Source organism: Cryobacterium sp. M25 (assembly GCF_002929635.1).
GTDB lineage: Bacteria > Actinomycetota > Actinomycetes > Actinomycetales > Microbacteriaceae > Cryobacterium > Cryobacterium sandaracinum.
The window spans coordinates 12943-25331 of record NZ_PJJU01000035.1; the positions used below are offsets into that span (position 1 = coordinate 12943).

General features: G+C 66.7%; 11 protein-coding genes. 5 read left to right on the forward strand and 6 right to left on the reverse strand.

The features are described 5' to 3' along the window. Window positions 1-93 precede the first annotated feature (93 nt). Together CXY81_RS02900 and CXY81_RS02905 are read right to left on the reverse strand one after the other, a co-directional pair. A complete protein-coding gene (locus CXY81_RS02900; RefSeq protein ID WP_104193908.1) occupies window positions 94-900 on the reverse strand; it encodes a protein phosphatase 2C domain-containing protein in 807 nt (268 codons plus the stop codon). Between the two features lie 28 nt (window positions 901-928). Continuing rightward, the gene (locus tag CXY81_RS02905) at window positions 929-2002 is read right to left on the reverse strand and encodes an FHA domain-containing protein (RefSeq protein WP_104193909.1); all 1074 of its coding nucleotides are present in this window, start codon (window positions 2000-2002) and stop codon (window positions 929-931) included. A gap of 595 nt (window positions 2003-2597) precedes the next feature. Here CXY81_RS02905 and CXY81_RS02910 point away from each other — a divergent pair. Further along, entirely contained in the window at window positions 2598-3077 is a 480-nt protein-coding gene (locus CXY81_RS02910) for an Lrp/AsnC family transcriptional regulator (protein WP_104170334.1), read from the forward strand. A gap of 5 nt (window positions 3078-3082) precedes the next feature. Beyond that, a complete protein-coding gene (locus tag CXY81_RS02915; protein ID WP_104193910.1) occupies window positions 3083-4588 on the forward strand; it encodes an aspartate aminotransferase family protein in 1506 nt (501 codons plus the stop codon). 67 nt (window positions 4589-4655) lie between these two features. On the opposite strand, the gene CXY81_RS02920 is transcribed toward CXY81_RS02915, so the two are convergent. Further along, entirely contained in the window at window positions 4656-5852 is a 1197-nt protein-coding gene (locus CXY81_RS02920; protein ID WP_104193911.1) for a DUF4192 domain-containing protein, read from the reverse strand. A gap of 162 nt (window positions 5853-6014) precedes the next feature. Here CXY81_RS02920 and CXY81_RS02925 point away from each other — a divergent pair, with 162 nt between their 5' ends. Then, window positions 6015-7196 carry a MarP family serine protease gene (locus tag CXY81_RS02925; RefSeq protein ID WP_104193912.1) on the forward strand — a complete coding sequence of 394 codons (1182 nt, stop codon included), beginning with the start codon at window positions 6015-6017 and terminating at the stop codon, window positions 7194-7196. A 147-nt stretch (window positions 7197-7343) separates the two neighbouring features. Here the strand turns inward: CXY81_RS02925 and CXY81_RS02930 are convergent, their stop codons facing one another. Continuing rightward, on the reverse strand, window positions 7344-8642 hold the full coding sequence (locus CXY81_RS02930; protein WP_104193913.1) for an ISL3 family transposase: 1299 nt from the start codon (window positions 8640-8642) through the stop codon (window positions 7344-7346). Window positions 8643-8965: 323 nt separating this feature from the next. On the opposite strand from CXY81_RS02930, the gene CXY81_RS17360 reads away from it, so the two are divergent. Next, window positions 8966-9676: an RNase H family protein gene (locus tag CXY81_RS17360; protein WP_104193914.1), complete on the forward strand. Its 711-nt coding sequence runs from the start codon at window positions 8966-8968 to the stop codon at window positions 9674-9676. Here the strand turns inward: CXY81_RS17360 and CXY81_RS02940 are convergent. Beyond that, complete coding sequence (locus CXY81_RS02940; protein WP_104193915.1) at window positions 9669-11141, reverse strand: sugar porter family MFS transporter; 1473 nt, start codon at window positions 11139-11141, stop codon at window positions 9669-9671. The genes CXY81_RS17360 and CXY81_RS02940 overlap by 8 nt on opposite strands. Before the next feature lie 107 nt (window positions 11142-11248). Between CXY81_RS02940 and CXY81_RS02945 the strand changes: the two genes are divergently transcribed. Continuing rightward, window positions 11249-12112, forward strand: a complete 864-nt coding sequence (locus tag CXY81_RS02945; RefSeq protein WP_104170340.1) for a DUF429 domain-containing protein — start codon at window positions 11249-11251, stop codon at window positions 12110-12112. Here the strand turns inward: CXY81_RS02945 and CXY81_RS02950 are convergent. Next, window positions 12084-12374 carry a hypothetical protein gene (locus tag CXY81_RS02950; RefSeq protein WP_134544339.1) on the reverse strand — a complete coding sequence of 97 codons (291 nt, stop codon included), beginning with the start codon at window positions 12372-12374 and terminating at the stop codon, window positions 12084-12086. The genes CXY81_RS02945 and CXY81_RS02950 overlap by 29 nt on opposite strands. Window positions 12375-12389 lie beyond the last annotated feature (15 nt).

The window sequence follows — 12389 nt, forward strand, 5'->3', positions numbered from 1 at the left end:
GCGGGTCGTGCGTGAATAGGCGCATATCGACCGGGTGACTCGACAGGCGCTCCCTAATTTTAGGTGTCTCGCTGCCGGACGGGCGGTAGAAAGCTACCCCAACTCTGGGGGTACGACATCGCTGACGGTGATCACGTCGAGCACGATCACCGTGACGTTGTCGCGGCCGCCGTTGTCGAGCGCGGCTTCCAAGAGAGCCTTGGCCGCGTCATCCGCCCGAGGGTTGGAGATCAAGAAATGACGGATGCCGTATGCCGTCAGCTCCTTGGTCAGGCCGTCGGAGCAGATCAGGAGCCGCATCCCGGCCTGGAGGGGGCGGATGCGATAGTCGGGCACGGGTGGTTCGTGGAAGCCCACGGCGCGGGTGACGATGTTGCCGTGCGGGTGCACATCCGCTTCGTCCCTGGTGATCCGGCCCGCGTCCACGAGTTCCTGGACCACGGAGTGGTCGGTGGTGACCTGCTCCAGCACGCCGGAGGTGAGCTGGTACACCCGGGAGTCGCCGATGTTGAACACGATCCACTGCGGCTCGCCGGAGACGACGGCCAGCGCGGCGCCCGTCACGGTCGTTCCGGTGCCAAGGTCGGTCACACCCTCGCCCGAGGCCATGTCGACGACGGAACGGCTGAGCGCGTCGTTGATCGCCTCCGCTTCGACGTGGTCCGTTCCGGCGAGCTCGGCCAGCCGGGTCACGACGGCGGCGCTGGCGACGTCGCCGGCGGAGTGACCGCCCATGCCGTCGGCGACCGCGAAGACGGGAATTTCGGCGACGAGGCTGTCTTCGTTGATCTGGCGGCGGTGCCCGGTGTCGGTGATCGCCGCCCAGGCCAGCGTCACGGTTTTCTGCACCGACGGAAGTACGACGATGGAACCGGTTGAGCCTTGACCAATCTGGGTCACGGTTGTGCCTTCCGAAATTGCCGCGCGATTACTGACCGGGCGTGTTGCCGGCTGCGGGGAGGATCTCGATGATATTACCGTCCCCTAAGTGCACCGTCGTACCGGGCAGCACTGCGAGCGATTGGCCGGAATGAAGCCGTTGCCTGCGCCCGCGTGGCGGAGCCACCACGGTGCCGTTCGTGGAACCGAGGTCGGTGACGACGATAGAGCCGCCCTCCTGTCGTATTTCCACGTGGGTGCCGGAGACGGCGGAGGTGGGCGAGGCAACCTCGATCAGCCGCACCGGCGCGGCGGCACTGATGCGCGGCGCTCGCGGTCGGCGACCGAGCCGGCAGGGAAGGTCCAGCGGGATCTCCTCCCCGTTCGGCAGCCGGAACGCGAAGCGAGCCTCGGCGGCCCGGGCCCGTGCGCCGGCCGCAGGCCCGGGCTGCCCGGGCGCCCGGACGTCGGAGATCAGGGTGTCGGCCCCGGGCGGGCGGGCGAGAACGGTGTCGGCATCCGCCGCGCGGCCCGCGGCGCCGGAGCGCACGATCGTGGCATCGTCGGCAGGTGAGTCGTCAGTCAGCGCAGCGTCGGCCTGTGCTGCGTCGGCCTGCGCTGACTCGGCCTGGCTGTGCTCCGCCAACGACCAGAACAGGGTGTTCGCGAGCACGGATCCGAGCCCGAATGGCCGGCCGGAGTCGAGGGCGCGCGAGGAGGCCACGGGTCGCCCGGTGGAACCCACCGTGAACCCGGTCACGGCCAGGAAGTCGGCCAACAGCCAGGGGCGAATGCTGACGTCCGAGAACCGGCGCGACCCACCGACCGAGTACACGTCGACCGCAACCTCGCCGCGAACGATCACGGAGACGGGGACGCCGTCCTCGTCCGTGGGAGCGCGCTGAACGATCACCGCGAAGTGCTCGACGGCGTGCTCGCCACCGAGCGGCAAGAGGGCGACGAGTTCTTCGGCTTCGACGTGGGGTGCCGTAACGAGCGCGGCCAGGGTCAGGGTGATGCCCGCCGGGGTGCCGGCGGGCAGGGCGGCGATGAAGCCGCGCCCCACGACGAAGGTCCAGGCGGCTTCGGTGCCGGGACCGGTTTCGTATCCGACGCGCCCCACGGGAATGGTGCCTTTCCGTTACGTTGACGACCATTATTCGGACGCCGATTCAGTGGCCGATCAGGTCGGTGGCCGATCTACGACATGGCGTGCGTGATTCGCGTGTAGTCCTCGAGCACATGCATCGACAGGTCTTTACCGTACCGGAGTGCGGGAATCCGCCGTACGGCATCTCCGCGACGAGGCCATTGCTCCCGCCGCAGACGCAAGCGAGCAGTGGACCGCGGCGCGGGATGAACGTCCGTTCCGGCCACCACGTCGATCCGAGCCGAGGCCGAGGATCAACTCTGTCCCGAACGAATTCGACGGAGATTTTGGCTGGATCGGCCCTAAACCCGCCGAAGCAGCTGTTTCAAACAAAATCTCCGTCGAATTGGTTATCCACGATGGCCGCCGTCGACGAAATTGGGAAGGTCGCGAGCTCTCACGGAGCTCCCGAGTGGTTCGATGAGCCGGCGGAACCTCGCCAGCAGCGATCATCCCAGCGGCGGGAACCGAGCCTGAACCAGACAATCTTCCAAGGATCCCGTTGTGTTTGACGTGAATTGCTGCGGAATCGCTTGCCTGAGGTCCCTCCCGCTGGCATACTCGCTGGATGAGCGTAAACGGGCGCAATGCGGGCAGGCCGGCACCACTGGATGAGGTCTCGAAGAAGATCATCGAGCAACTCCAGGCCGACGGCCGACGCTCGTATGCCGAAATCGGCAAGGCGGTGGGCCTGAGCGAGGCCGCAGTGCGGCAGCGCGTGCAGAAATTGACGGATGCCGGCGTCATGCAGGTCGTCGCCGTCACCGACCCGATGCAGCTGGGCTTCTACCGCCAGGCCATGATCGGCATCCGCGCGACCGGGGACACTCGACTGCTCGCGGACCGGCTGTCCGCCATTCCAGCCGTCGACTACGTCGTCCTGACGGCCGGCTCCTTCGACCTGCTGGTCGAAGTTGTCTGCGAGGACGACGACGAACTGATCGACCTCCTCAATTCACAGATCCGCGGTCTCGAGGGCGTCAGCTCCACCGAGACCTTCGTTTATCTCAAACTCCATAAGCAGTTCTACAACTGGGGAACACGGTAAAAAAAATGACAATCACATCAGCCACCACCGACTCCGCCGCGCCCGTCACCGCAGTCGCCGCCGAAGTTGCCACCGTCAGCACCGGCGACACCACAGCCGGGGTGTCGGCCACACCCCGCGTTTACACGGATGCAGAGAACGCCACCCTGCAGCAGAAGGCGAAAGACCACCTCTGGATGCACTTCTCGCGCCAGTCCGTGCTCGAAAGCGGCCACGGCGTGCCGATTATCACCAAGGGTGTCGGCCACCACATCTGGGACTCGAACGGCAAGAGGTACATCGATGGCCTGAGCGGGCTGTTCACCGTCAACGCCGGCCACGGCCGCAAGCGGCTTGCCCAGGTGGCGGCGAAGCAGGCCGAGGAACTCGCGTTCTTCCCAATCTGGTCCTACGCCCACCCGAGCGCCATCGAGCTAGCCGATCGTCTGGCCGCAAACGCGCCCGGCGACCTCAACCGGGTCTTCTACTCGACCGGAGGCGGCGAGGCCGTGGAGACCGCCTTCAAGCTGGCCAAGTACTACTGGAAGCTGCAGGGCCGCCCCACCAAGCACAAGGTCATCTCCCGCAACGTGGCCTACCACGGCACCCCGCAGGGCGCCTTGGCCATTACGGGCATCCCGGCCATGAAGGAAATGTTCGAACCCGTCACCCCCGGCGGATTCCGCGTCCCGAACACCAACTTCTACCGCGCCGACGAGCTGGGTTCCGGGCTCGGCGACGACGTGGAGAAGTTTGGCCTGTGGGCCGCCAACCGCATCGAAGAGATGATTCAGTTCGAGGGCCCGGAGACCGTGGCCGCGGTGTTCCTGGAACCCGTGCAGAACTCTGGTGGCTGCTTCCCGCCGCCCCCCGGCTACTTCAAGCGGGTGCGCGAGATCTGCGACCAGTACGACGTGCTGCTGGTGGCCGACGAGGTCATCACCGCTTTCGGACGCATCGGCAACATGTTCGCATCCACGACCTTCGGGATCGAGCCGGACATGATCACCTGCGCGAAGGGCATGACCAGCGGCTACTCCCCGATCGGCGCCACCATTATCAGCGACCGCATCTACGAGCCCTTCAAGCACGGTGACACGACCTTTTATCACGGTTACACTTTCGGTGGCCACCCGGTTTCCGCGGCCGTGGCCATGGCCAACCTCGACATCTTCGAGGAGGAAAAGCTCAACGAGAATGTGCGTGAGAACTCGCCGCTTTTCCGGGCCGAGCTCGAGAAGCTGCTCGCCCTGCCGATCGTGGGCGACGTGCGCGGCGAGGGCTACTTCTTCGGAATCGAGCTGGTGAAGGACAAGGTCACCAAGGAGACCTTCAACGACGCCGAGTCTGAGCGCCTGCTGCGCGGCTACCTCTCCAAGGCGTTGTTCGAGGCCGGGCTGTACTGCCGTGCCGACGACCGCGGAGACCCCGTCGTGCAGCTCGCTCCCCCGCTGACCATCGGCCCGGCCGAATTCCGCGAGATCGGCGACATCCTGTACGGCGTGCTGTCGGAGGCGCCCAAGTACCTGTAGCCGCTACGGCCAACCGGATGCCTGAAGCTGGTTACCTGCCGCCGGAAGTCCGATAGCGGCATTCCGCTCAGGCGTTTTCGGGTTCGTCCGGAGGGACCGCAAACGCCCAGTCTGGTAGGTGCCCCGAACCGAAAACGGTGTGGAGCAACTCAGCCATGCCGTAGTGCCGGTCAATGGCGAGTGCCTGGTCGACGAAGATTCCGGCGACCGACCCGCGCCCCATCGCCCACGACAGCCAGGCCAGCATGCACAGCGGCGCCGGTCTGGCCGTGCGCGGCGCCAGAGCGACCAGCACCTTCAGCAGTCGGATCGCCGGCTCGATGCGTTCGGGGTCGGGGCGCTCCCGGCCGAGCCCGAGCATAAGGTCGCTCGTGACCCGGGAGTGCGGGCTGTCGAGTCCGTCGGACTGCTCCTCAGCGATGATGTCGTCCAGGCTCCGTCCCGTGGCTCGCTGCAGGATGGCATACCGCAGGTTGAGGCAGTGCGTGTTGCGGCCGACCGTCTCTCCGAAGGCGAATTGCAGCATCATCTGGTCCCGGCAGGCCGGCCCCTGCATCAGGAACAGCAACGCGGCCGCGTCGTCAAGCCCCAGGTTCTGCGGGTCAAAACCGAGCGCCGCCTCCGCGGCCACCACCGGGTCGAGGATGTCACCGGCCAGCTCAAGCAGTTCCGGCATCGTGCCGGCTTGGCCGCCGAGGCGTTGATAGCGCGCCAGCCGGCGGCCGAGCCGCTCTCTCATGGACGGGTCGACCGCCGGCAGGTCCGCGCGACTCTGCAGCGTCGCGAGGTCGCGGCGAACCTCTTCGGGGATGGCCCGGTGCACCTCGGAGGCGGCGATCGCGCGGAGCGGATGCCCGCCGGCCGGGCAGTCCGGGTCGAGGTACGAGCCCCACCCGTCGGCGGCCACGCACAGGGCGTCGCGAAGCAGGAAACCGGAGAGCCGGGCGCGAGCGCACAGCACCTCGACGAAGCGTTCCTGCGGCAGGCCGGCCACAGCCACGATGTTCTCGTCGCTGTAGACGACGGGCACCAGCGCGTCGACGTCCGGGATCTTGCAGAGCGTTCCCACGAGCGTGGTGGCGATGCGCTTGAGCACCTTCTCCGGTGCCGCAGGGTCGGGCAGGTTGAACCGCATCGCCCCGCAGGTGCGGTTGCCGCGGAAGGCGACGAGCACCAGGCTCTTCTCGGGCAAGAACCCGGCGAGCTGCGGCACGAGCGCGAGGAAGTCATGTGCTTCCCTGGTCTTGACGATTGTCCTGTTCATGGGTCCACCCTCTCCGGAACCGCCTCCACCTCCCGATCCGGGCCGGGTCGGTACACGACTCGGCGGATTCACATTCTGGGGAGGACTGGCCACGTACTCTGGAGTAGACGGATGCGGCCGGTGGGCAAGCGCACGACACCGACAACAGGACGAGGTTCACGGATGGCATTCTCAATTTTTCTGGATGTGTTGCTGCTGGTCGTGCTGTTCGGCTACCTGATTTCCGGATACCGCAACGGCCTCATCGGCAGCATCGCCGGAATCGCCGGACTCGCGGCGGGTGCCGTCGCCGCCTACTTTCTGGTGCCGCTCGTGGGCACCTGGGTTCCCGCCGCGGAGTGGCGCACAGCCGCGACCCTCGCGGCCGCAGCTGTTTTGCTGATCGGCGGCCTCTCGCTCGGACGCTCCATCGGCAGGATCCTGACTCCCCAGGGCACTCGCAACAAGCTCCGGGTCGTCGACCGCGTGCTCGGCGCCGGTGCAGCCGTCGCGGTGTCGGCCCTCGTGGTCTCGATGATCGCCTTCAGCGTCGGTGCCCTCGGGGTCCCCGTGGTGTCGTCGGCGGTGAGCTCGTCGAGCGTGATCCGCTCGATCGACTCCCTGACCCCGGACCAGGTGAAGAGCTTCCTGGCCCAACTGCGCTCCATCGTGGTGACCGAGGGCATCCCGCGTGTCGTGGAGGCCTTCAACGGCGAGGCCCCGGTCGTGCCGAGCGTGGGCACCGACAGCGACGCCCTGCGCGCGGCGAGCGCGTCGGTGATGAAGATCAGCGGAACCGCCTATGCGTGCGGGCAGAACCAGTCCGGCAGCGGTTTCGTGGTCGCTCCGGAACGGGTACTCACCAACGCTCACGTCGTCGCCGGGGTGGAGGAGCCCGTCGTCGTCACGCCCGACGGCAGGTCCCGTTCGGGTCAGATCGTCTACTTCGACCCGATCGTGGACCTCGCCGTGATCGCAGTGTCGGGGCTCGAGGCTCCCCCGCTCTCCCTTGGCCAGAATCTTCCGCCGGGCAGCCTTGCGGTGAGCAGCGGCTATCCCTTCGGCGGGCCATTCGAATCGGCGCCGACCGAGGTCGTCGCCGTGGCCCCGGCCCTGGTCGCCGACATCTACGGGCAAGACCCGTCCTCCCGGCAGATCTACACGCTGGCTGCCGACGTCGACCATGGCGAATCGGGCGGCCCCCTGCTCAGCGAGGCCGGTATCGTGACGGGCGTCATCTTCGCGAAGTCGACCACCACCGAGAACCTCGGCTACGCCCTCGCCATTGAGGAAGTCGACCCGGTCGTAGAGCAGGCCGCCACGCTCGGCTCCCCGATCTCGTCCGGTACCTGCATCAGCGGCTAACTGAGTGAGTCCTCGTCGACTGGCTGTGTCGCTGCCTGCGGTCAAAACTGACTGCGCCCGGTGGACCCTGGTCCTCCAGGGCCGGACGCCGCACCCGGTACCGAACCAATTCGACGGAGATTCTGGCTCTCCTGTCGTAACCGTGGGTTAATCCCGGCCGGGGAGTGCGGGTTTGTGGCCGCCGAGGCTGAGCATGGCGAGGGCGATGAGGGCGTCGGGTGATTTGAAGCCGAAGGCGATTCGGGTGAGCAGTCGGATCTTGGTGTTGACGGATTCGATGCGGCCGTTGGAGAGGCCGTGCTCGATCGATGCAAGGATCGCGGCCCGGTGCTTGATGATGGAGCGTTGGAGTTTCACGAAGGACGGGATTCGGCTGCGGCGGGCCCAGCCGATCCACTTGTCCAGGGCCTCGGCGGCTTCGTCGTGGGGCAGTTTGAAGACCAGCCGGAGGCCTTCCTTGAGGTAGTAGGCCCGGCCCAGGGCCGGGTTGGTGTGAACGACCCAGGCCAGCTTGATCTGTTGTTTCTCGGTGAGGTTTTCGGGGTTTTTCCAGAGCGCGTAGCGGGAGTTCATCATCAACTTCGCGTGCTCGCTGTGAGGCCGGGCCGGGGCGTCGTGCGCGGGCCGGCCAACCGTGCGGGACTCGTTTAGGCGGGCCTGTTTGCGGGCCTCGGTCCAGGCGGCCTTGCGGACTTCATCGAGGGCTTCCGTGGCCCACTTCACGACGTGGAACGGGTCCGCGCAGCGGACTGCGTTCGGGCAGCGTGCTGCGACGACCGACGCGATCCACGCGGCCCCATCCGCGGAAACATGCGTGATCAGAGCGGAACGTTCCGCGCCGAGCGCATCGAAGAACGTGCCCAGGGTGGCCTTGTCCTGGCCGGGTGCAGCCCAGACCAGACGCCCTGAATCGTGGTCGACGACCACGGTCAAGAACTTCCGGCCGCGCTTGAAGGAGACCTCATCGATCCCGATCCGGGTGAGCCCGGCGAAGGGATCATGGAGCTCTTCCGTGTCAGCCCAAACCCGGGTGATGATCGCCCCGACCGTCCGCCATGCGATTCGCATCAACTGAGTTGCCGCGGTTTTCGAGGTTTGCGTGGCCAGCCACGCGACATATGAATCGAAGTGGCGGGTGTGGCCGGTCTGGTGCCGCGCCCACGGCACCGCAGCCACGATCACACCATGATCCCGGCACGACACCCGCGGGGCATCCGCCTCCAGAAAGACCCGGGTCGAGCCGAAATCCAAGCCCCGCCACCGGCGGCGGCCTGCTCCGTCGTCGTAGCGCGGGCAGCGCTTCTGGCAGCTCCCGCACCGGTTCCGCATCGACCTGGTCAGTCGCACCGACGCAACAAAAACGCCCGCTACCAGGTCGAGATCAACGTCCTCGACCACTGTCTTGTCGACACCGAGCAAAGTCCGCCATATTGTTAGAGACCGCACGCCGTTTTCCCGCCTATAAAGGTTCTTTCCTTTGACAGTCAGAAACCTAGACAGGAAGCGGCGTGCGGCCGTTAAGGCGCTCCGAAACACCCACGGATAGAGCAGGGGAGCCGAGATTCTCGCGTAAAACTGCTCTTTCGGAGGGTTTGGGGCCGTTTCCGCCAGAATCTCCGTCGAATTCGTTCGGGGTGGGCGGAAGAGCCAGTCGGAAACCCCCGTCCGCGAACTCTCAGTGCCCGCGGCCATGAGGACTCGCCGATCTGGTCCGCGATGGCAGACTAGAAAGGTCCTGAACCAGCGGGACCACAGGAAAGGCCCACTGTATGACGATCATCGCCGCTGCCGACGGTTCGGCCCTGGGCAATCCCGGCCCCGCCGGATGGGCCTGGTTCGTCAACGATTCCTGCTGGGCCGCCGGCGGCTGGAAGCACGCCACGAACAATCAGGGCGAACTGAAGGCCGTGCTCGAACTGTTCCGGGCAACCGCCCACCTCGACGACGACCTGCTCGTGCTGTGCGACAGCCAGTATGTGATCAACTCCATCACCAAGTGGATGCGCGGTTGGAAGGCCAAGGGCTGGCGCAAGGCGGATGGCAAGCCCGTGATGAACCTGGACCTGCTCCAGGAGCTCGACGAAGCTCTGGCCGGACGCCGCTACCGGTTCGAATGGGTCAAGGGCCACGCTAACCACCCGCTCAACGAGGCCGCTGACAGCCGGGCCCGAGCCGTGTCAGAGGCGTACCAGCGGAACGCGCCGATCAAAGCCGGCCCCGGCTGGGTGCGGGAGGGCGATGCCGCACCGGTTCGGCGCCCCGCGCTGACCTCGGCCACGAAGGTACGGGCCGTCGCTTCGCCTGCCGCCACCCCGAAGCTCCCGGCCGGCCCGTCGCATCCGGAGCTGTTCGCGTTTGACGAGCCGGCTGCCTCCCACACCGTGTCTCTGGAACTCTCCGCCGACGAGCACGCCCGTCTGACCGAGCGTGCCGCCAGGCTCGGCGTCAGCGTCGGAGAACTTCTTCACGGGCTTATCTGACCTCGGTCTGCTTCGCCGCGTTCTTCGACGCGGTCTTCGCCGCGTTCTTCGGCGGCAGAAGGGTGTTCGCCTCGTCGAGGGACATGCCGTTGGTCTCCGGAATCTTGGTCAGCACGAACACGAATGACAGCGCCGCGAACAGCGCATACAGACCGTAGGTCAACGGCAGCGAGACTGCCGCCAGTGTCGGGAATGTGACGGCGATCAAGAAGTTCGCGATCCATTGGGCCGCTGCGGCGATGCCGAGCGCCTTCACCCGGATGGTGTTCGGGAACATCTCGCCGAGCAGCACCCAGACCACCGGGCCCCAGGACGCGCCAAAGAAGACCACGAACACATTGGCCGCGACCAGGGCGATCCCACCCCACGCACCGGGCAGGCTGATCTCGCCGCCCACGGTGACCGCCTGGCTGAAGGCGATCGCCATCGTGGCCAGCGACAGCGTCATGCCGATGGAACCGGTCATCAGGATCGGCCGACGTCCGATCCGGTCGATCAGGGCGATGGCGATGAAGGTAACCGCGATGTTGGTCAGGCCGGTGAACACCGAGATGGTGAGCGAGCTCGACTCCTCGAAGCCGACCGCCTTCCACAGGGTGGTCGAGTAGAAGAAGATCACGTTGATGCCGACGAACTGCTGGAAGATCGACAAGAGGATGCCGATCCAGACGATCGGGCGCAGGCCGAAGGCCTTGCCACGCAGTGACCCGGTACGCTGACCCAGCGTGTCGGCCTTGATCGAGGCACGGATGTCGCGGATCTCGCGGTCCACATCGCCGTTGGGCCATACCTTCTGAAAGACCGCGCGGGCCTCCGTCTCACGGTCTTTCAGCACCAGGAACCGTGGGGACTCCGGGAGGATCTTCGCGATCACGAAGTACACGGCGGCGGGCAGCGCGCAGGCCAGGAACATCCAGCGCCAGGCGTCGATCCCGAACAGGGAGGGCTCACTCGCGCCTCCCGCGGTGTTGGCGAACAGGGCGTCGGACAGCAGAGCGGAGAAAATACCGATCGTGATGGCGAGTTGCTGGAGCGATCCGAGGCGTCCCCGAATCGCTCGCGGTGAGATCTCGGCGATGTACGCCGGGGCCACCACGGATGCGAGCCCGATGCCGAGACCGCCGACGATGCGCCAGAGCACGAGGTCGTAGATGCTGAAGGCGAAGGCGGAACCGACCGAACTGACGAAGAACATGATCGAGCCCAGAAGCATCACCGGAATTCGACCGTATCGATCGCCGACCCGGCCGCCCAGGTAGGCCCCGGCGGCGGCGCCCAGTAGCGCGCTCGCGACCGCGAAGCCGGTGAGAGTCGCCGTGAGCGCATACTCGTCTTGAATGGCATTCACCGCGCCGTTGATCACGGACGCGTCGAACCCGAAAAGAAACCCGCCGAAGGCTCCCGCCACCGCCAGCGCAATGACCTTTCCGTTCGTGGATGGTTCCTCAGTCTGGGTCATCGTCAAGACCTCTGTCTCATTGTGGAACAATCCGAACAGCCTACGCCCCAACGAAGGGGCGCCGGACCTCGGCGGAACCTGCGCCCGTCATCTCCCTGTGCTATCCATGACCCATGACGCGATTCCTCGGAGTTGACCTGGCCTGGGCCGAAGGCAGCACGTCGAAACCGGCCAATGAATCCGGCCTGGCGTGCATCGACGAGACCGGCCGGGTGCTCGACGCCGGCTGGGCCCGCGGCACGGATGCCGTGATGCGCTGGATCGACTCCCTGTGGGAACCCGGCGCCGTGCTGGCGGTCGACGCGCCCCTGGTGGTGAACAACCCCACCGGCATGCGCCTGTGCGAGCGGGAAACCGGCAGTCGCTACGGCCGCTGGCATGTCTCCGCGAACGCCTCGAACCTCGGCCGCCCCTGGGCCGGCGGGGTGACGATCCGACGCCGATTGGAAGCCTCCGGCTGGACCTACACCGACGGCCTCGCGCCGATGGATAGGGCCACCCCCAGCTTCTTTGAGTGCTACCCCTACACGACGCTCGTGGGCGCGGCGGAGTTCGGTTACCTCGACAAGCGACCCCGCTACAAGCGCATGGGCACCTCCCTTCCGCCGGACGAACGCCGGACGAAGCGGGCCATGGTCTGCGATGACCTCATCCAGCGGATCTGGGGGCTCACCCGAGCGTCGCCGCCGCTCGACCTGGGCTCCCATTCCGTCTCGGACGCCCTGGTGACGGAGCATTCACCGTTGGTCGACCGAGCCTACAAACACCGGGAAGACCTGATCGACGCCCTGCTCTGCGCCTGGACGGCCTCGCTCTGGTGGCACCGGGGCACGGAGCGCTGCCAGGTTCTCGGCGCCCGGGACACGGTGTCGGAGCTCGGTCACCGACCGACCATCATCGCGCCGGCCCGGCCGGAGCAGCGCCGCGGCGACGAAGGGGCGCGGCTCGTCACCGCACCGGGTACCAGCGCGTCCTGACCCGCTCGGTCACCTGCCACGACACCGGCTCCACGCGGGTGCGGGCCGCGGCGAGCACTCGGTCGCCGACCCGGAGGGCCATCGCGGCATCATCCGCCGTGAACCGCACGATCGCGCGCGGAGAACCGGCGACCACGGCGAGATCGGATGCCTCCACGGTCGTCAGCTCCGCGGCGGCAGCCGTCAGGTGCGGCAGGACGGAGTCCGGGGCGATGCCCGAATGGAGAGCACCGATGATCAGGGTGATACGGAAAGACGGCATCCAGTCAGCGTAGGC

Coding starts and splice junctions, on each gene's coding strand:
- CXY81_RS02910 (WP_104170334.1), top strand. CDS start 2,598: ATGAGCGTAAACGGGCGCAATGCGGGCAGGCCGGCACCACTGGATGAG.
- CXY81_RS02915 (WP_104193910.1), top strand. CDS start 3,083: ATGACAATCACATCAGCCACCACCGACTCCGCCGCGCCCGTCACCGCA.
- CXY81_RS02920 (WP_104193911.1), bottom strand. CDS start 5,852: ATGAACAGGACAATCGTCAAGACCAGGGAAGCACATGACTTCCTCGCG.
- CXY81_RS02925 (WP_104193912.1), top strand. CDS start 6,015: ATGGCATTCTCAATTTTTCTGGATGTGTTGCTGCTGGTCGTGCTGTTC.
- CXY81_RS17360 (WP_104193914.1), top strand. CDS start 8,966: ATGACGATCATCGCCGCTGCCGACGGTTCGGCCCTGGGCAATCCCGGC.
- CXY81_RS02945 (WP_104170340.1), top strand. CDS start 11,249: ATGACGCGATTCCTCGGAGTTGACCTGGCCTGGGCCGAAGGCAGCACG.
- CXY81_RS02950 (WP_134544339.1), bottom strand. CDS start 12,374: ATGCCGTCTTTCCGTATCACCCTGATCATCGGTGCTCTCCATTCGGGC.